The 20,743-nt window shown below is 43.0% G+C and carries 18 protein-coding genes; all 18 read right to left on the bottom strand.

Annotation, left to right across the window (positions count from 1 at the left end; translation table 11 throughout):
• Positions 1 to 37: 37 nt before the first annotated feature.
• Positions 38 to 1,708 (bottom strand): phosphoenolpyruvate--protein phosphotransferase, encoded by a 1,671-nt coding sequence (gene ptsP, locus JR334_11290; GenBank protein QRN85514.1) that lies wholly within the window; start codon positions 1,706 to 1,708, stop codon positions 38 to 40.
• A gap of 11 nt (positions 1,709 to 1,719) precedes the next feature.
• Positions 1,720 to 1,998, bottom strand: a complete 279-nt coding sequence (locus tag JR334_11285) for an HPr family phosphocarrier protein (protein ID QRN85513.1) — start codon at positions 1,996 to 1,998, stop codon at positions 1,720 to 1,722.
• An 8-nt stretch (positions 1,999 to 2,006) separates the two neighbouring features.
• Complete coding sequence (locus tag JR334_11280; protein ID QRN85512.1) at positions 2,007 to 3,050, bottom strand: alcohol dehydrogenase catalytic domain-containing protein; 1,044 nt, start codon at positions 3,048 to 3,050, stop codon at positions 2,007 to 2,009.
• Positions 3,051 to 3,059: 9 nt separating this feature from the next.
• Entirely contained in the window at positions 3,060 to 3,836 is a 777-nt protein-coding gene (locus JR334_11275) for a hypothetical protein (GenBank protein QRN85511.1), read from the bottom strand.
• 135 nt (positions 3,837 to 3,971) lie between these two features.
• A complete protein-coding gene (locus tag JR334_11270) occupies positions 3,972 to 4,760 on the bottom strand; it encodes a creatininase family protein (GenBank protein QRN85510.1) in 789 nt (262 codons plus the stop codon).
• A 532-nt stretch (positions 4,761 to 5,292) separates the two neighbouring features.
• On the bottom strand, positions 5,293 to 6,129 hold the full coding sequence (locus JR334_11265) for a PTS system mannose/fructose/sorbose family transporter subunit IID (GenBank protein QRN85509.1): 837 nt from the start codon (positions 6,127 to 6,129) through the stop codon (positions 5,293 to 5,295).
• Entirely contained in the window at positions 6,104 to 6,862 is a 759-nt protein-coding gene (locus JR334_11260) for a PTS sugar transporter subunit IIC (protein QRN85508.1), read from the bottom strand. The genes JR334_11265 and JR334_11260 overlap by 26 nt, the downstream gene beginning before the upstream one ends.
• A gap of 15 nt (positions 6,863 to 6,877) precedes the next feature.
• A complete protein-coding gene (locus JR334_11255) occupies positions 6,878 to 7,351 on the bottom strand; it encodes a PTS sugar transporter subunit IIB (GenBank protein ID QRN85507.1) in 474 nt (157 codons plus the stop codon).
• A gap of 12 nt (positions 7,352 to 7,363) precedes the next feature.
• The gene (locus JR334_11250; protein ID QRN85506.1) at positions 7,364 to 7,765 is read right to left on the bottom strand and encodes a PTS sugar transporter subunit IIA; all 402 of its coding nucleotides are present in this window, start codon (positions 7,763 to 7,765) and stop codon (positions 7,364 to 7,366) included.
• Positions 7,766 to 8,095: 330 nt separating this feature from the next.
• Positions 8,096 to 9,166: an ABC transporter ATP-binding protein gene (locus JR334_11245; protein ID QRN85505.1), complete on the bottom strand. Its 1,071-nt coding sequence runs from the start codon at positions 9,164 to 9,166 to the stop codon at positions 8,096 to 8,098.
• Positions 9,167 to 9,192: 26 nt separating this feature from the next.
• Positions 9,193 to 11,001 carry an ABC transporter permease subunit gene (locus JR334_11240; protein QRN85504.1) on the bottom strand — a complete coding sequence of 603 codons (1,809 nt, stop codon included), beginning with the start codon at positions 10,999 to 11,001 and terminating at the stop codon, positions 9,193 to 9,195.
• A gap of 74 nt (positions 11,002 to 11,075) precedes the next feature.
• Positions 11,076 to 12,170: an extracellular solute-binding protein gene (locus tag JR334_11235; protein QRN85503.1), complete on the bottom strand. Its 1,095-nt coding sequence runs from the start codon at positions 12,168 to 12,170 to the stop codon at positions 11,076 to 11,078.
• A 136-nt stretch (positions 12,171 to 12,306) separates the two neighbouring features.
• On the bottom strand, positions 12,307 to 13,710 hold the full coding sequence (locus tag JR334_11230) for a hypothetical protein (protein QRN85502.1): 1,404 nt from the start codon (positions 13,708 to 13,710) through the stop codon (positions 12,307 to 12,309).
• 442 nt (positions 13,711 to 14,152) lie between these two features.
• The gene (locus tag JR334_11225; GenBank protein QRN85501.1) at positions 14,153 to 16,936 is read right to left on the bottom strand and encodes a sigma 54-interacting transcriptional regulator; all 2,784 of its coding nucleotides are present in this window, start codon (positions 16,934 to 16,936) and stop codon (positions 14,153 to 14,155) included.
• Between the two features lie 330 nt (positions 16,937 to 17,266).
• Positions 17,267 to 17,974, bottom strand: coding sequence for an AAA family ATPase (locus tag JR334_11220; protein QRN85500.1), 708 nt, complete (start codon positions 17,972 to 17,974; stop codon positions 17,267 to 17,269).
• A 64-nt stretch (positions 17,975 to 18,038) separates the two neighbouring features.
• The gene (locus tag JR334_11215; protein ID QRN85499.1) at positions 18,039 to 18,557 is read right to left on the bottom strand and encodes a DUF1456 family protein; all 519 of its coding nucleotides are present in this window, start codon (positions 18,555 to 18,557) and stop codon (positions 18,039 to 18,041) included.
• A gap of 48 nt (positions 18,558 to 18,605) precedes the next feature.
• Entirely contained in the window at positions 18,606 to 19,226 is a 621-nt protein-coding gene (locus JR334_11210; protein QRN85498.1) for a class I SAM-dependent methyltransferase, read from the bottom strand.
• Positions 19,227 to 19,340: 114 nt separating this feature from the next.
• A complete protein-coding gene (locus tag JR334_11205) occupies positions 19,341 to 20,645 on the bottom strand; it encodes an O-antigen ligase family protein (GenBank protein QRN85497.1) in 1,305 nt (434 codons plus the stop codon).
• Positions 20,646 to 20,743 lie beyond the last annotated feature (98 nt).

Genomic DNA, 20,743 nt, shown 5'->3' with positions numbered 1-20,743 from the left:
CGCATCCTTTCATTGGATGCGCGTTACACTTTACTTCTTATCGATCGCCTAGATGTTGTCTCACGATGTCTTTACATTCTGCTATTGTATATTTTTGTAATATTTCTTTCACCATATTGATGCGTCCTGCACCAACGGAAAGCTCTTTTACGCCACATCCTACTAAGAAGGGCACCCAATCTTTTTCTGATGCCATCTCACCGCATACACCAACCCAGGTATCTTGCTCTGCACCCGCATCGCAAATCATCTTGATGGCTCTTAATACGGCCTTGTTGCCATAGTTATAATAGGATTGGAGCTGAGGATTGGTTCTATCAACAGCAAGCATATACTGCGTAAGGTCGTTGGTTCCAATGCTGACAAAATCTACGATGTCCAACCAATCTGGCAAACATACTACACTGGCCGGTGTTTCTGCCATGATGCCAATTTCCAATTCTTCATCGAATGGAAAACCTACGCTTCTCAACTGTTCTTTCGCCTGTTCCACCAATTCTCTAGTTTGTTCAATTTCTTCCCTGGCCACAACCATAGGAATCATCAAACGCGCCTTGCCGTAATGGCTAGCTCGTAATATGGCTCTGATTTGGGTCATGAAAAGTGCTTTTTCATTTAAGCAGATACGGATTGCCCTGTAGCCCATGAAGGGATTATCCTCCGTTTGAAGGTTCAGGCAGTCTGCATGTTTATCGCCACCAATATCCAGTGTTCGAATGATTACTGGATGGGGGGCCATTCTTTCCACAACCTGTCTATAGGCTGCAAACTGTTCTTCTTCGCTAGGAAGTTTAGAGGACTGCATATAGAGAAACTCAGTGCGAAATAGGCCAATGCCATCCGCTTTGTTCTCGAGTACAGCTTCTACTTCCTCGACAGATACAATATTCGCTGCCAATTCTACTCTGACTCCATCTTTGCTTCTTGCTTCCATCTGTCTGTATTTTTGGAGTCTGATTTTTTCTTGCTCTACTTCTTCCAGTTTTTCACGGTAGCCCGCTAATTCGTCTGAACTAAGTTCGCCATAAACTTCTTGTTTGGCAATGTCCAATACCAAGGTATCGCCAACTTCAAAAGCCTCCACAGCACCTTCAACATGGATTAATAGCGGAAGATCCAGGGCCTTGGCTAATATGGATGCGTGCGACGTCATAGCACCTTGTTCCACAATAAAGCCAACAATCCGTTTCTTCTTCGCTCCAAGCACCATCGCCGGGTAGAGTTCATTGCAAGCTACGATGACTTCTTTATCACCATAGACTTGTTCAGCCTCACCAGACAATATTCTAAGGAGACGACTTCTCAAGTCCTTCAAATCCAACGAACGCTGTTGAAAATAGGCATCATCCATCTGCTCGAAAACGGCAATGTTCTCTTCGAGCCCTTGGTAGACAGCAAGTTCTACATTATTTAGGTCCTTATTGATTCGCCCAAGTATGGCATCAACAATTGCTGGATCTTGTAAGAATTCTTGCTGTACCTCGATGATTTCAGCTTCTTGGCTTCTGCCTTCTTCCATCATTTCATCGTAAAGCTTGGTAAGTTCCACGTCCGCCTGATCACTAGCCGCATGAAATCTTTTCTCATGCTCCTCGATATCGGACGCTGAAATTTTTTGTTCAGAAACACTTGTTCCCTGCTTTTCAACGCGTAAGCTACCGATTGCCAGTTCACCGGATATGCCGGTTCCCTTTAAAATGGTTGACATGAGAAACCTCCCTATTCTTGTTCGCCGAAACGGTTCTCTACCAACTCACCAAGTCCGTCCAAAGTCTTTTCTTCTTGCTCTTTGGTATCGGCCTCAACTCGGACTACAATGGTATCTGACGCATGCACGCCCATCTGCATTACACTTGTAATGCTGGTGGCATTCACTTCTTTGTCTCCCTTAGCTACCGTAATCTTGCCGCCTGCCTTCTTGCAAAACTGCACGAATTTGGCTGCTGGTCTAGCATGGAGACCTACTTTATTGATAATCGTGAACTCTCGTTGCATCATGTTATCACCTATTCCATTGTAACTACTACACGGTAGCGGCCAGGTTCAACGGATGTTTCGTATGCTTTTTGAATTTCATCTAGAGGGAATGTAGCATCAACATAGTGGTTCAAATCAATGATTCCAGTGTTGATCATTCTAGTTGCTCTGAGGAAATCTTTGCTTCCTGGGTTCACTGCGCCAGTTAGGCGAATTTGTGAGTAGTGAATGTTGTTCGGGCTCAAGGAAATCGGTGTATCAGGATGGAATGATCCATAAAGTACAACGTGTCCAAGTTTAGATACCATAGCTACGCTATCTTCAGCCAATTTTGAAATAGCTGGAGTACAGATTACTACGTCTGCGCCGCGGCCATCCGTATAGTCTTTTACAAACTCGACCATATCCGTTGACAAAGGATCGATGGTAGCACTTGCGCCCATGTCCATAGCTTTTTTACGTCTAGCTTCATCTACTTCAACTACGACTGCTCTAGCACCTTGCAGGTGAGCCAGTTGTAAGTGTAACAGTCCCATGATACCTGCACCGATGATTACAACGGTATCGCCAAGATCAATGTCAGCTTGGTCAATACTGTGGATAACACAAGCCAAAGGCTCCGTTAAAGCAGCAATTTCAAACGGCAGGTCTTCTTTGAGAGGATACAGCATGCCAGGAGTAGCCAAGAAGTACTCAGCCAATCCACCAATACCGTCCATTTCCTTCACTTGACGTCCAGCTTTACCTACTTCAGTACACATGGTGTCTTCACCCATGTGGCAGAAATCACATTGTCCACATGAAGTAATGGTTCTTACAGCCACTTTTGTGCCTACAGTCCATTTTGGCAGTACGCCTTCGCCAACTTCAGCGATTTCTCCTGCTAATTCATGACCGCCCAAATAAGGCATTGGGAATGCTTTTACGCCGTTAAAGGCACGTTGCTCAAAGGTACATAAAGCACATGCTCTAATTTTTACTAATACTTCGCCTTTGCCTGGAACAGGTTTTTCAATATTGACTACTTCTGCTTTATTTACTTCCAGGATGGCTCCAGCTTTCATTGTTTCCATAGTATCCTCCTACTCGAATTCTTTCATTGCTTCGTCAACAGATGCATCTTCGTGTACTACTTTAGCGATTGCTCTGCAGTATGCGCCTGGATTTTCATGTTTCCAGATAGATCTTCCGATTGCTACACCAGAACCACCTGCATCTAAGCTGTCACGAATGGCAGTCAATAGCTCACGCTCAGCTCCGCCTCCTGGGCCGCCTAAAATAACGACTGGTACATAACAACCGTCTACTAATTTTTTAAAGCTTTCTTTGTCGCCAGTGTATTGAGTCTTAACAATGTCAGCGCCGTATTCAGCACCTACGCGAGATACGAAAGTAAGACGTTCTGGTGACCATTCGCTACCATTCCAACCCATAGGCAACATTTCAGCTACTACAGGAACATTCCATTCTTCACCTTGGGCAATAAAGCTTTCCAGTTGTTTCATAGAATTTACTTCATCCGGTGAGCCAGGGAAGCCCATGCATACAACGCCGTCAGCACCCAAGCGAAGAGCTTCTTTTACTTCCAACAAGTCTCTCGTGTAAACGCCTTCAGGTCCCAAGTTGGTTGGGCCGCCATCAACACGTACGATGGTTGCTACTTTGCCGATTTCTTTGGAATAGTTTTTTTGGATACCATAAGTACAAATCAAAGCGTCAACGCCGTTTTCTCTAGCTTCTTTGATGATGGCGCCAGTGTTGTTCAATGCAGGAAGTACTTCCAAGCCAGTACCATGGTCCATAGCTAAGATGAAAGTTCTACCATCTTCTCTGAAAATTCTGTTCATTCTAGTTTTCATAATTTATTCTCCTTGTGTTTGTATCAGGCGAAAACATAGCATTTCACCCAAGCAATTTATTATCCATATAGGCTATGTGGGATAATTAACCCGTTAAACTGGGATTGAATACTCTTCCTTTCCAGTCTAGCGATGTTATCTACTTTGTTTAGCTGCACTATCTTGTTTATCCAAAACTTCTGCAATCTCTTCTAATATACCAGCCAGCTTCTCTTCCATTTTTTCAGCAATCACTTTGCCTTTTTCCGGTGTGGATTTTGTTGCATTGCCAATGATGCCCGATTTTGAAACATCGCTGGACAACCATCCGTGATTGTAGTGGAAGAACTTTGCTGTTTCACTTAACTCTTCCGTAGTAGCATTTTCCATATGAACCAGTTCGGGTGTCCAATGCATAAGCAGAGATGTTTCAACTTCGCCAGCATGGCACTCATCTTTGAAGCTGGCATCAATATATTCGTCCGCAAATTTGAAAAAGTCGGAACCCCAATAATGGGCATCGAACATATTAATATCATATTGGTATCTAAATTCTTGTGTCATCGCCTGTAAAAGAGAGGCATTACCACCATGAGAATTCATCAGCATAATATTCTTGAATCCAGTTTTAACGATTACTTCTACAATATCTTCTACGATCGACATCAAGGTCTTCAGTTTCAAAGAAACAGTTCCGGGAAAGCGCATATGTTCAACGCTGCTGCCATACTCAACATATGGATAAATCAGCACTTCTCGGTCTGGATGAGAGGCAATCGGTCCAAGATTTTCAAGTGACTTTTCTAAAATTATATTATCGGTTCCCACTGGCAAATGTTTCCCGTGTTGCTCTAGTGAGCCGATGGGTAGAATGCAAATTGCTTTCTCTTTATTAACCTTATCAATTTGCTCCCATGTCATCTTATTTACGAATTGAATTTTCATCGTTTTCTCCCTACCTTCAGTTCAAGCACAAATATGCCTAAATAAGTGAGCTTTAAAACTCTTTTCACTCAAAGTAATTCTAAGATCAGATGGCAAAAATTTGGCCTTTGTCATTTATTTCACAAAATGACCAATCAAGTACCCTTTGCTCGGTCCAAGAGACTGCTTGTGCATATTACATGGTGCTAGCTTGAACTTGGCAATCTTGCACTAATCTTTTATACAGTATGAATGTCACAGGCAGAGCCTGCTTTTGCCATTTTGCAACCACATCCAGTGATATACCATTCCTTCGTTTAGAACAGCAACGGCATAATTTTGAACGAGCCAAAAAGTGTATGCTTCCATTATATGAAGCTGCCACACGTCTTGGTGTATCTTTTGCAACAAGTAAAGCCTTGTTTTGTCCTTGTCACATCTGTACCATTTTATCTTGTTACTATCTGGTTTCTACTCCCATAGAATGATTCATTTTATGCTAACGTTAAAAGGGTGATTCGAACCCGGCAGAACCGGGTTCGAATCAGTACAACTACAGGATACCCAAGAAGGTACCGATAAAGGAAACTACGATAATAGCAACCATAAGGAAGGTTGGGCTTTTACCGCGATCCAGTAGTTTGTAAAGGCCTACTGTTAACAATAGAGGTAACAGTTTAGGCATAATGGGGTCAAATACATCAGCTTGCAAGTTAATTGCAGTTTGTCCCACATTCACTACGAATACAGTACTGAAGGTTACGAACTGACCAATCAAGGCACCGATTACGGCACAACCAAGTATACCAGCGGCTGAGATAATCTCGTTCAAACGTCCACTGCTCAGCATGCTTTCTACAGCGTCTTTACCAGAGTAGTAACCGCGCATCCACATGGTGTATGCAATAGATACTAGAACTGCTGGGCAGACGATCAGGAAGAACAACGGTCCGAATACACTACCTTCAACACCAAAACTGATACCGATGGCCAACAGCAAGGGAATAATCGTACCTTGTGTCAGGGTGTCACCAAGTCCAGCCAAGGGACCCATAAGACCAGTCTTAACAGAGTTGATTGCTTCGTCGCTAATTTCAGCGCCATTGGCTCTTTTTTCTTCCATAGCAATTACGATACCATGGATTACTGCGCCCCAGTTTGGTGCAGTGTTAAAGAATACCAAGTGACGTTTCAAAGCTGCAACAGTATCTTCTTTTGTGTCATAAAGCTTTTTAATGATTGGTCCCATAGCGTGGGCAAAAGCACCCGCTTGCAGACGCTCATAGTTGTAGTTGGCATGTGAAAAGAACTGCCAAGTCCAAAATGCTTTGCGTAGATCTTTTTTCGTTAGTTGTTTTTCTGGTTTAGACAAGGCCTTCTCCTCCTTCATTCTTTTTCATGAACTGCATGCTAACTGCTGCCATAACAACACCAAACAAAGCAACGCCAATGATATCTAGACCTAAGTAAGCTACCAAAGCGAAACCAACGATGAAGTAAGGAATAGTTGCTTTTTTCAAGATACTACGTAAGTTAAGCGCAATACCTAGTGCTGGCAACATACCACCGGCAACGATTAATGCGTGAAGAACGTTGTCACCTACAAAAGCGATTGCTGCAGAAACTAGGTCTGGTCCGTATACAGCTGCGATAATAACTGCAGGAACCTTAATAACTAATAATAGCGTTTGACCTGGAACCCAGTTCATTAAGCCTACTTTTGCAATGTCGCCTTCTTCAGCGTATTTGTCTGCCCAGTGAACGAAGATTGAGTCAACACTCATTCTGGTAAACCAAACGATGGTGCCCAAAAGGCCTAGGGGAACAGCCAATGCCAAGGCTGCATTCACGTCAAGTCCTGCTGCAAGAGCAAGTCCAGTGCCAAGGTAGCCAGCCAAAGCCATATCGCCAGGCATGGTTCCACCAGCTGTGATGTGGCCAAGGTAGATCAAGTTCATGGTTGCGCCGATGATTGTTCCTTCAACCGGCATGCCTAGAACTAGACCAGTAAGAAAACCTGCGACCAAAGGTCTTTGTATAACGTAATAACCTACGCCGACAGGCCAGGGGCTGTCTGAGATGTAGTACAACAGTGCGATACATACTGCTTGCCATATTTCCATATTCTGCCTCCTAAATTATTTAATCACTTTAGATAAGGGAATTCCCTTATCATCAGGTACGATTCTAAATTCGATCTTTACACCCTTCTCGGACAAAGACCGTAGAGTCTCTTTCTCCTCTTCAGAAGCGGAGATGTTCTTGTACAATTTCTTCCTACCTGGACCTGCTCCCATGCCGCCCACGTTCAGTTCTTCCATGACTACGCCTCGCTCAAGCAGCTCTTTTGCTGTTTGAGGAACCTTCATCAGAACGATACTTGGTTTCTCGTCCGCGATGTCTAGAATAGCTTTGGCACCGTCCTCAATGTTGTAAATCTCCACATCCATACCTTTGGGAGCAGCCATTTTCATGATTTTACACATAAACTCGTCTTTGACCACTAGGTCGTCCACGATGAAAATGCGTTCCGCCTTGGTCACTTTGGACCAAGCGGTCATGACCTGCCCGTGGATAAGCCGGTCGTCAATACGAAATAACTGAATATTCATTTTTTCCTCCAATCAAGCTTCGTTCAAATGCTTCTTTAGATCCAATATGCCTTCTTTGCCAGCTTCGACACATTTCGCTACTAATTCATCTTTAGTATCTGTGTCTTGCCCCATGAATGCTTCCAAGAGCATCGGCAAGTTCACCCCGGTAATACAGGCACAGTCCTGGTCACGAAGAGCCATGGCTGCTGAAGTACTAGTGGATCCGCCCAATACATCAGTGAATACTACGACGCCTTGACCCTGTTCCAGTTCTTTGGCCGAAAGAACAATTTGTTCTCTCAATTCGTCCACTGAATCTCCGAGGGCGATCCCTATGCTCTTATATGCTTCTTGCTTACCTAGAATGAGTTCTGCTGATTCGATGAGCGCGCTTCCGAATCTGCCATGAGTAACAACTAGAAAACCAATCATATGTCCTATTCATCCTCCTTTCCTAGATTTTTAAAAAAATTAACTTCCACTAGTATATATATGCAAGTTTCGTGCCAATTTTTCGTATCATCTTATGTATCCAACCAACAACTTTTGGCAGATTGAATCGTTAAATAAATGACGCAACAAGGATTTTGTCGCGTCATTTTGGTCATTTGTCCTATACATTTGTAATCTCGCGATAGTATTTACACACATTTTGATACACAAGTTTGCAGTCCAATAACTGACTTTTTCTTTATGTCATCTTACTCTAAAGTTATATCAGTTCCAACTTGTCAAGCAAACCTGCATCTCGTTTGCATTTTTCTACTCTTTAATCAATAAGGCATCTGATGGGTTCCAAGATATGAATACCTTGCTGCCAACCTTCCAAGATCGTTCACATTTGCCATATATCGAGGTTAAGATTTGCACCCCTTTGGAAATGGCAACACGGTAGTAGGTTACTTCGCCCAAATAGGTAATGTAGTCAACCTCGCCTTCAAGACAGTTAACGGAAGCATCCGTTTTCGCTTCGTTTGATATTGAGATGTTTTCTGGTCTAATCAGTACATTTCCATTACCAGAATAGGCATCCTTATTCTCAACAAGAACTTTTTGTCCCGATTCGAGAACAAAAGCATTCAAATCTTTCTCGTCTTGATCTATTTTACCATTCAATAGGTTGGATTTACCAATGAAGTCTGCTGCAAATTTCGAAGTCGGTTTTCCATAAATTTCTTCTGGAGTACCAATTTGAAGTACCTTGCCGTCTTTCATGATGACGATGCGGTCGCAAATACTCAACGCTTCCTCTTGGTCGTGTGTAACAAAAACAGATGTAATGCCCAAGCTTTGTTGAATTCTCTTAATATGGTCCCTGGTCTCAACCCTAAGTTTAGCGTCCAAGTTGCACAAGGGTTCATCCAAGAGGAGCACTTCCGGTTTCATCACCAAGCCACGGGCTAGGGCAATTCTTTGTTGCTGTCCACCGGAAAGTTGGCTAACGGAGCGGTCTTCAATTCCTTCAAGGTCGATCACCTTTAGAATTTCTTTGACATCCTTACGGATTTGCTCCATCGGAACTTTTTTAACCTTTAGTCCAAATGCAATGTTTTCAAAAACGGTTAAATGCGGAAACAAGGCATAGTTTTGGAATACCAAAGAAGTAGGTCTTTTTTCAGGCGGCAGTTCCGTAACATCGTTCCCACCCATGAAGATTGAACCGCCATTGGGTTTCAAGAAACCCGACATGACGCGCAGCAGGGTCGTTTTACCACAGCCACTCGGTCCTAGAAGACCAATTAATTCACCTTTTTCAATTTCTATGGAGACATTGTCTACTGCCAATACATCACCATAGTATTTTGTTATATTCTTGATATCTACCTTTGACATTTATTATCCCCCTAACTTATCTTTTCCTATTTAATACTGAATTTTTCCAATCCAAATACTTTGCCGATGAGAAGTAGTGCAGTGACAGACATCAATATAAGCAAACTGGAAACAGCTGTGACCGTTGGGTCTAGGCCATATTCCAACTGGGAAAAGATGCGTACAGGCAGAGTAATCGTTCTACCTCCAGTAATAAATATGCTTACCGTCGTCTCATCAAAAGAAACAATAAATGCGAAAATCCCTGCTACAATCAGTCCCGGTTTAATGATGGGCAATGTAATCTTTCGTAAGGTGTAAAAAGCGCTGGCCCCTAAATCTCTAGCGGCTTCTTCTATCGATAAATCAAAACCAATCAGACTTGCAGAAACTGTTCTTACAACATAGGCCGTCGTTAGAACCAAATGCGCAAGCATAAGTCCTTGGAAGGTAGCCACCCATTGGATGTAAGCAAGAAAACGCAACAAGGCAATACCAACAATAACAGCCGGCAGTGACAAGGGTGAAAGAAAGACGGAACGAATAAATTCTTTTCCCTTAAAATCGTAACGCGCCAAGGCGAGCGATGCTAAGGTTCCTACGCTTAAGGATATTACCACTGAAAGCAAGGCCAGTCTCAAGCTTAGGAAGAAAGATTTTACGTATTCTGTTCTTTCAACAAGTCCTTTATACCATTGGAGCGAAAAGCCTGTTGGTGGAAAAGTAATGATACTTGTTGCAGAAAAAGAGCTTAGAATAACCAAAGGCAAAGGCAAAACAATAAATAATACTATGATAACCTTCCAACTCTTAAGAAGGACTTTTCCAATAGATTGTACAATTGTTTTAAATGATTCTGCGAATTCGATTTTTTGTGTATGACTCGAAATGCTTCGTGCAATACTAGCTTTCCGATTGTATACTCCATCTCCTATTTTCCTTTTAAATGCTCTTAATTTGTGTGTTCTACTTTTACTATCAATATTTTTAGCAACGCCAACTACGTTCGTGCTCGCTGTTGCTTTTGAGTAGAGCGTAATCATGATAGTGCTAAAGAATAGCAATACAAATGAAGCAGCAGCCGCAAACGGCCAGTTAATCAGTTGCATTGCCTGCTGGTAAATAAGCATGGTGATAACCATTACCTTGCCGCCACCCAGCAAACGTGGTGTAACGAAAGAACTAAAACTTAACAAGAAAACGAATAGACTACCAGCCACAATACCAGGCATACTTAGAGGGAAGATTACCTTCCAAAAAGCGCCCATCCTGGAGCAACCCAAATCTCTTGCAGCTTCTTCTAATGAAAAATCAATATTGCCCAAAATACCACTGATTGAAAGAATCATGTAGGGCATAAATACTTGGGTCAGGCCGACCACAATACCCAGCTCACCAGGGATAAATTTGACAGGTGCTATATTGAATAGTCCCAACAGCTGATTGATGGGACCGTGTTTTCCTAAAATAATCATCAGTCCGAGTGTTCTGGCAACCACATTCGTTAAAAGTGGGGTTAGCACAACAGCCAGCAGTATGGTTTTCATTTTTTCAGTACTTTTGGAGATCATCATTGCGACCGGATAGCCCAGTATTAATGATGCAATACTTGTGAATAGAGCGATTTTAAAAGTTCTGAAAATAATCGTGGCATAATACGGGTCCATAAAGTTGATGTAGTTGTCGAGGGTAGCCTCTTTCAGCATAATTCCACTACCAGACACGCCTTGGTAGAAGCTGACAACAAACAACATAATCAGCGGAATGAAAAATCCAATCGTTAGAATAATCATTCCCGGAGACATTAGAAATGCGGGTATAAGATTCTTTTTATTGTGAAAAAATTTTGACAGCAATAGCACATCCTCCTAGAAAGATATTGGAGGAAAGCTTGCGCTTTCCTCCGATATAGTATTTCACTGAATCAAACTTATTCAATGATTTCTCTATTCCAGCGATCAGCCAAGTCTGTAGCTTGTTCACTAATAGCTTTACTGTCAAGCATTAGTAACTGCCCTACTTCTTCTTCGCCGTACGGCATTTTAGCTGCAAGCGCGTCATCAAGAACTACTGTTTTGTTTGTTGGAGCATAGTACAATTCTTTAGCATACGCTTCTTGAGTAGCTTGTCCCAAGTGGATATTGATAAAGATTTCTGCTAAATCAGCATTTTCTGAATTAACAGGAATAACTGCTGAGTTTACTGCCAAAGGAGCGCCTTCTTCTGGAAGTACAAAGTCAACTTTGCCACCTTCGTCTTGGTACTGGTAAACATAGCCATGAATTTGTGGTGCAAACCAAATGTCGCCTTCTTGGAAAGCAAGGTTGGTTTCATCAACACCAGATAAGATCATTGGGAAAGGTTTTAAGGCTTTCAAAGCTTCGAAACCTGGATCCATGTTTGCTTCGTCTCCGCCATTGATTCTTGCTGCCATAGCTAAGAATGCAGTACCTTGGGTACCTGGGAAAACAAAGGGAGCTACTTTACCTGCATACTCAGGCTTCCATAGGTCAGCCCATGCAGTAGGAGCAGTTTCTACCATCTCAGTGTTGTACATGATACCGATAGACATGAACGCAACACCGTAAGCACCCGGAGATTTTGCTTGTTCATACAAGTTAGCATATTCAGTAACTGTTTCTGGATTCGGCTCGGTAATGACGCCATCCGCTGCAGCCTGAACGGTTTGATCCAAACCAAGATACATAATATCCATAGTTGGATTGTCTTTTTCAGCGTAGAGTCTGGCAAAACGGTCACTACTTCCACCGAGTACCAATTCTACAGTTGCGCCAGTTTCTTCCTCAAATTGACCAATGATATTGTTTCTGATCAAATCCTCTTGAGGACCGCCCCATACGCCAACAACCAAGGTGCGACCTTCACCGATCATTTCCATCGGCTCTTCAGCAGGCTCTTCGGCAGGTTCTTCTGCAGGCTCTTCAGCAGTGTTACAACCTACTACTGAAAATGCAAGCATAACAACTAGCAGCATAGCAAGTACTTTCTTTGCGGTATTCTTCATACTCATCCTCCTTAAACCATTAAGCAAAAGCAAACAACTCTATCAAAGCATGGTGGGTATTTTGCCAACATGCTAAAATATTCCCGTTCATTTTTTCCGTGCGTCGCTCTGGTAATAATTTGTCACATTCCGAACCTTATGCTTTTTGAATGTTCTTTAGCGTATGAAATGATTCTTTTAATACTGGATATAAATTCTTGTATACTCCATATAGCCCGTCGTACTGAGACTGAAGAGAAAGATCCGGTTTCACTACCTTGTCAATACCAATCCATTGTGAAACGAGTTCGTCTCGGTCTCCCTCCCAATCCGCCATAGCACATAATAAGGCTGCACCTAGGGCGCCGGCGTCTAGCTCCTTCATTTTCAAATATGTTTTCCCTGTAATATTCGCTTTAATTTGTAGCCAAGCAAGGTTGTTGGCACCACCACCGACAGCGCGAATCTCATTGCCCACCGGCCGGTCTTTCAAGGTTTCTAGATTCTGCCTTAAGGAAAAAGCGACTCCCTCTAGAACCGATACCCACATATCTCTGCGGTCGGTTTCATCCGTCATGCCGAAGAATACGCCCGAAGCTTTTTCATCCCAAATAGGACTTCTTTCGCCCATCAGATATGGCAAAAAGATAACGCCACTAGGGGTGATCTTCCCTCCAGCAACTAATTCTTCGCATAAATTATTCTCTGCACAGATTGTTCTCCACCATTTAACGGACCCTCCACTATAGGATACGCTTCTCATCATTAAAGACAAGCCCTTCATGACATGTAGACTTTCATGGTCATCTTCTTCCACCATAAAAGAAATGCAGGTGGATGTTCCCGTGCCTTCAACAACGTCTCCAGGGTTAATTCCCCCAGCTCCAACGATTTCACAAAAAGCATCAATGCCACCACCATAGACGGGGATGCCATCTGCTAATTCGCAGTCTTTGCTGAACTTCGTTGCCGTATGGCTTACGACTTCTGTGGATTCCACAACGTCCGGAAATACCTGGTTCGGTAGCCCCATCCGATCGAATTCCCAACTGTTTTCTTTTCTATTAAAGAATGGAATCGTGGAGGCAGCCGAGCGGTCAATCACTCTACGATTACATAAGAGATAGACTAGGTAGTCTTTGGGGTAAAGCACCGTGTTCCCTGCAGCAAACAAGGAGGGATGATTTTTAAAGAACCAAAGAACCTTGGCTTCATACGAGGTAGCATCCTTAATGAATCCAGGAAATTTTTGACGTAAAAAAAGCGCCTCTTCATCTGCTCTTTTATCCTGCCAAGTAACAATATCGGTCAAAGGCTTACCGTCTTTATCTATAAAGACAACGCTAGGTCCATGACCGCAAATGCCGATCCCTTTGATTTCGCTATCCGTATTTTTAATAATTCGTTTTATTAAATTCTTAATCGCAGTTTCTACTGCTGCTACCGGATGTTGGCAATCATTGCCAATGAAAGAATATGCTTCCTTATCTTTAAATCTCTTCGTCCCATCCGTAAGAATTGCTTTTACACTACTCGTTCCTATATCAATTCCTAAATACAAAGATATCACCTCTTTCTTATCATTATCACCATAGTCAATGTATTGCTCAAATATCATTCAAACCAATATAGGTCACAAGGCTTTTGTGTATCAAGGAAGCCTTGCGAAAATCAAAAGTGCAAAATGATAGGAAAGAATCTAGATGTCAAAGTACTCAATCTCATCTTGTATAACAATTGATTTTATACATTCACTCTATAGACTATATTTATCGTCGTAACCATATATAATGCAAGAAGCGTGCCAACACCATCTGTATCACAATAAGTATCTCATATTGCATATCTGAAAACAAGGTTTTAGGAATAAATAAAGGTCACGGATTAAAATAATCCGCGACCCCAAGTCAACTAGTTTCAATTTTAGGTGTTTCAGCATACCCAAAACACACATTACAACACATTTTGTCTTTACTTTTTTTCTTTACGAAAATCAGCATTTATTAGCCTGCAACTATATCAGTTTCCAACAATTCCAAAATATAGGCCAGCTCATTGTCGGGTACTTCCAGGCCGTAGTTGTCTTCCACGGTCACCATGGCTCGTTTCAGCTCTTCATACAACTTCTGGTTTCTTCCGATAATCTCATCGACTTCGTTACAGGGTAGCTCGTTCCCCTTAAAGAGTCGTTCAATCATACACCCGCAGTGGATGATGAAACGCAGGTATGTTCCCTCGCTTAGTTGAATTCCAAACGCCCTGGTTACGGTATCTGCAATATACTTCAGCAATTCAAACACCTTGCTGGGATCAGCAAAACTGAGGAAACGTCGCAGGGTTACCAACGCCACCTCATCGCGGAACAAGAGACTTCCAACCATCTCGGTACCGGCTTCTTCTCCATCTAATAGGCGTTGCAGCTTACTCAGTCCGCTGCCATAGACGATATCTTCAAAGGAAATGATGGGTACCTTTAATTTTAGTTCCCGGCTGCTAACCACCCCTAGAATCAGTTCTGGCGAAAAGCCTAGATCCATGCTGGTATCAATCCGCCGGACCGCTACCGCTTTTACGTCTGAAGCTCTCAAGATATCGAGTGTATTAAACCAACGGCAAAGTTTTCTGCCTTCCCGCAAGCCTCCCGCCGCTTCGATTAAGAGTACTCTTTCTTTTCCGGATACTCCATAGACGATGTCTTCATTCAAGGGCCAGCTCATGGTTTCTAGTTCTTTCACCGTTTGGTCTAGTGTTTGGTGAATCATTAGTAGTCTACGCATGGCTTCTACCACCATGCCCGTTCCCATGCCGGTTACCGCTTTGACCAAGATTCCCGTTCGTGCCGTCATGATTTGAGCAAAGATTACAAATTCCGCCTGGTCTACCAAAAGCAAGACGCCTCGGCCCTGGTTGGCCTTTCTTACGGCATTTTCTAGTTCTAGCAGCAGTTCCTTTTCATTGGCGTATTCACTAGCACAAAAAGCCACGCCCATGTGAACCCCGATATGCTTGGCCGCCTGGTCTAGGGTCTCATCTGCTACATGCTCTCCTTGCGCCAAAAGCACGAGTCCCACCGAAGATTTATCTTCAGTGCCTTTTTCCTTGTGGACATACTTAAGCATCATGGCAAGAAGCTTGATGTTTTCTTCTTCCACATGCTCTGGTAAGTTTTGGTTTAAAACAGAGATAATGAATCTGGCTTTTTCCAATTCTTCCACGCTGAAAATAATGGATTCCAAATAAGGATACAGTTTTTCATCCCGAAGGTTGGCGTGTCGAAGAAAGCTCAAATGTACACCCAGTACAAATAGGATTTCAGAAGCATTGGTAAGGTCAAATTTTTCCTTGGCAAGACCCAAACTAAGTTCTACTGCCTGCAACAGGTCTGTTGCAAAAATATTTTGCAAATCACTTTCGCTGTAGCCTTCATAGTTCAACTGGCTAAAGAAGTCCAAAAATACTTCCCTGATTTTTTCTGCTGCATCCTCATCCGTATCACTTATGCCACTACTAAATTGGCGGTTCTTAAAGTATTGGTCCAAGCGTCCGTATACCTTGGCCAGTGATTGCTCATATTTTGAAAGCAGGTGGCTTATTTCTTGGCTTGGTTCGACCAGCAAGGTCGTATCAAAGATGCCTTTCGCCTTTTCAAGTTCACCTCGGTCTTGGCTTACCAGACTGGCTATCATGTTGTCTGGCAGATCCTCCATGAGGATCTGGATGTTCTTGGTTCGGCGCCGGCGATGGTCTAAATAGCCCTTGGCGCAGCAAAGTTGGATGTCGCCTTTTAGCTGACCGATGTTGCCCGGACAGGGATAGGCTAGAAAAGCCTGTAACACCTCTTTGCTAATCTGAATCGGCAGTCCGGTCTTTCTGGATTCATCTTGAAAGAATCCTCTCACGATGTCCAGCCTCTCGCCCATGGTTCGTTGGGAAATAGGCGGAATACTAATTTCCACCGGCAGTCTGCGTAAAAAGGTCTGAAGCAGATAGTCTTCCGGTTTTTCCGTGGTTGCGGCAATCATGAATACCTTGGCCTTGCGGTTCATATTGCTTTCGCCTAGTCTCCTGTAGACCCCCTTGTCTAGGAGGTAAAAGAGCATTTCTTGGCCTTCATGAGGCAAACGGTGTACTTCATCCAATAGCAGTACTCCGCCATCGGCTCGGTCAATCACACCGGGCTTGTCATGGTCTGCACCCGTAAAGGCACCTTTTACATATCCAAAGAGCTGACTTAACAGCAACTGTTGGTTGCTTGCATAGTCGGCACAGTTGAAGGCAACGAATTCTCCTTCGGGATCAATGATGCCGGTTTCAAGAGCAAAGTCATACATCTTTTCCGCAAAGACGGTTTTACCAACCCCTGTCGGTCCAATCAAGATGGTATTTAATCCTTGTGGTGGATACATGACGGCTGCTTTGGCCATCTCGACCTGTTTCTTAAGGCTGTTTTTAGACCCTAAGACACTGTCTAGAGACTTGGCATGGACATACCACTCTCGTTCTTTGGTATTTTCAATCGTTCTTGCTCTTAGGGCGCTAATCTTATCTGTTCCCAATTTCATGAGCATCGTTTCCCGGTGTAAAAATCGCACCGGTTTGCCTTTTTGTTTTAGAAGTACGCCTTCCTTGCATAAGGCATTCAGATCTCTGCTTGCGTTATTGCGCAAGGCCCCCACAGCCTTGGCTACTTCTTCGGTGGTCAGACCTGCCCTCATGCCATACCCTTCTGGGTCCAAGGCCATAGAGTACTCCTGTACCAACCGCTCTATCTGTTTTTTTCTTCCCATAGTTGTGCCCCCTTGCATACTACCTACTATGCTAGTACCCCCATCAATACCACGCTTACACCCCATTTGCCAACCTGGTACTGCAAGATCCCTCAGGAAAATACCCCATTATTCTTCCAAGGGCTTATTGGTTATGGTTTTCAATAATCTATTCGATTCTCTACTTGCAGAAAATAATAATTACCCTTAAGTATATCCATCTTGCTTCCTTTTGTAAACGCCTAAGGTCCTCGCTCCCATAATGAAAGAAGGGTCAGAGCGCTGCTTTCTAGCGTTCAGTCCCTTCTTTCATACCGTTACCACTATATCAAGCCCTAGACCTGTTGCGGGCTATACTTGAAGTCTTTTCAGTATTGTTTGCAGATTCTTATCTACCACATGATGCATATCTAGTTCCAGCACATTCCCCTCAACTAGATTACTAGCCATATTGCGTATGGTTTCTAGGCAGCACTCTTGTCTTGTCAGGGCAGATACCAGTTTCTCGTCTTCTGTAATATAATCTAGTCTACCGCATTTCAATTTACGCAAGCGGATTCTTTCTTTCGCGGTATCAATCTTCACCTTGCAATTGACCAATATGACTGTGCCTAAACCAGCGAAAGCGTCCTCTAACATCTTTTGTACAGTTTTAGGCTTGTTGATTTTGTCCATGTGTATAATGGACAAAATCACCTGCAGCAATCCCTGGTCACAAATAATGAAGTCATATTCTTTTCTTTCTTTTCTGCAAATGTGTACCGTATAGTAATACACATACGCATTTCTCGCATATTGAATACGGCCAAGCTTAAATGGCCTGGTTGAAAAGCACAGAAGCAGGCTGGCATTGAAAAACTTTCGATTCCTTGCATCTAGTAAACTTTTGAATAAGTCTAGCTTTTTTACTTTTACTCGATGATGCAACAACTCTTTATGCGTTGCAACAGCGTATCCCAAGCTCCGAAGTTCTTCTAGCAGTTCATTTGCAATTGTCGTTTTCCCGCAACCTGGAAGACCGTTGAATTCCACTAGAATTGCTGTTTGATTCAATCCCATACTCTTCGGTTACCTTTCAACGTATTTTCTTGCCTTCCATGCCTTTACTTGCTCAGTCTTTCTCCTATTTTTCCCGGTAGACTAGGGCTAATCCCTTTAGAAAGTTTCTAGCATACTTGTCGAGACATACCCGGTAGTGCTTATGTTCAGGATTTCTAAAAAAAGCACCCAGTTCTGCCTTGCTCACTTTTATGCCCGCTTTCGTAAAGATATCCAACATATCTTCACTCGATAGGCTTAAGGCAATTTTAACTTTCTTTAGCATTACATTGGTCGCACTTTCTCCTTCTTTCAAGGTATGGAGGGGTCTAGGTTTTTGCCCAGGTTTTACTTCCTGTTTGCCTCGTTTCCAGACGATCATCCCATTGAGGAAGGATTCCAGTATAAAGTTGGTGCAATGGAGGTGTTCCTCCGTATCGTAGGCCATTACCTTGTCATCTTCACTAACCGGGGTCTTGGTCAAGAGTTTTGCAACTTCCTCCCGGTTCATCGTGATGTCTCCCAGTTGGAGAATCTGAACCATATCCTTATCTTTAATTTCCAGCGCATATCGTAGGCGAATCAATATATCATTGTTGTCCATCTATTACCTCTTTCTTGTCTTCTTTCCAGTAAGCTTAGCAAATACTCGTCATTCACCAACCCTGCACATATACCAGTTGGCTCGTGGTGCTACTGGGATTATTCTTACTTCTGTAAAGCAGGTCTGCATTTGATGGGCACATTCTTCCATCTCTCGACCAGCGTTTTGAATAAAATGGAAATAGTCTCCACCTTCAAGCCATTCCACTATGTTGGTTAACAAGGAACGTTCTTGGCTATAGTCTAAAAAGAGTACCCAGTGCTTGGTGATGCGAGACATTTCTTGATACAGTTTTTTTCTATCTTCTGCTACTAGCCCATGGGCCACGTAGGAAGCAAAGGATACATCGAAAAATTTATCCCCAAAGGGCAGCCCCTCCAAGACGTTTCCTTCCATGAAGTGTACCCTATCACTAGCAGCCTTCTTTCTTGCGAGTTCAACCATGCGAGCCGCTGAGTCGACTCCCATCACTGAAAGCCCCGTATCTTCTAAGACAGAAGCGAGTACCCCGGTGCCGCTCCCCAAGTCCAGTGCCCTTTCAAAAAGAGACAGGTCCAGTTCTTTTTGGAGTAACTCCATTGCACCCGAATAGTATCTACCTTGTTTTGCGTAGAATAGGCCATATACAGGAGAGATTCTATTGAATAGTTTATCACTGCTTATCCGCATCGGCTCACAACCCTTCTATCTCTACAAAAAGCTTATCACGAGCTCACCGATCTCGCAAACCAGGGTTTTCTTCTCTGTTTAAGAAGCTCCATATATTACGTCAGATACAATCTCCTAAAACCAGTTGCTTCTTGCAATCCTATCCTTGTATACCCGTTTGTAGGAGCTGAGGAAGCCAAGGAAAATCCAAAAAACATAGGCCACTGTTACGACGCTGATATTAAATGAAGCCTGTATGAGATATCCAATTACGGCTGCAAAAAAAGGTAGCAAGTCTAGTCTTCTTCGTATTCTGCTTCCAGCCACCCATAGTATACGGCCAATAAACAACAAGTATACTAGTAGCGAGGGCACGCCACTGCTTACGGCAATATGCAGATATTCATTGTGTGCTCGGTCAATAATGACAGAATAGCCAACATATTCTCTTGTTTCTTCAGCAACGTTTTCAGTAAATACTTGTCCCAAATTTTCAAGGCCATACCCGGTAAGAGGTCTTTCTTTAACTAGTTGGATTACGTTTTTCCAGATGAAGGCTCTGGCTGGAACATCTTTTTGTTCAACCCCTTCTGGCGCCAATACCTTCATGCTTTCCCCACCTATGGATTGGAAGCGTTCCTGGAAGCGTCCTCCAGATACCACGTTGAAACTCACAATCACTAGGATACTCACCAGCGCAATCCATAGGTAGCGTTTTAAGTCTACTTTAAATCTGTGACTCAGGCGTATCCAAAGCAGTGCGTAAAAGATCAATGCCAGGGCAGCACCAATCCAGCTTCCTCTAGTCATGGTAGCAAATAGGGTAAATAAGAGAATGGCATAAACAACAAGGCCCCATCTACTTCTTTTCCGAATATATTTATCTATGGCAAGGGGTAGCATCAAGACGAGGTAGGAACCATAGAAATTGGGATTATCAAAGATGGATTCGCTTCTGGTTCTGGCAATCGTTCCTTCTCGAAAGAAATCTATGCCTAGATATTGGACTATGCCAAAAAAGGCAAACAGGGTGGCTGCCAGCAATAAACCCGTATAGATCTTTTGGTCTGGATCATCTATATTTCTAGCTACTAAGAATAGAAGGAAATACATCATAATGGTGATAAGGCCTTCTTCACGATACATCTTACCGGCTATTGCAGTCATAAGGTTATCTGTAAAGAAGAGGGATACCACCAGCAAGCCCAAATACACTGCTAATAGAATATTGATGCTATCGGCTTGAATCAGTTCTCCAATCCTATTTCGTTGTCGTAAAACGACAAGCATAATCAGGACTGTCGCTAAACCAAGCATTAAGGTTTTGGATACAAAGAAGAAACCCATATACTCTCTGGCCACATAATTGATAGGTGGTAAGATTGTGAGTACCGCAAATAGAATCCATTCTAATCTCCTTTTGATTAGCAAGTTGTACATGTCCGTCCTCCTGGTATTTTCATCCCACTAGGTAGGACGTTTTATGTTAACAAAGATTACCGCGTGACCCACATTTACAATACAATAAATAAACACGC

Source organism: Clostridia bacterium, from assembly GCA_016887505.1.
Taxonomy (GTDB): domain Bacteria; phylum Bacillota; class TC1; order TC1; family UBA5767; genus UBA5767.
The sequence above is the reverse complement of the archived record's forward strand: the minus strand, read 5'-3'. Positions and strand labels throughout refer to the sequence as shown.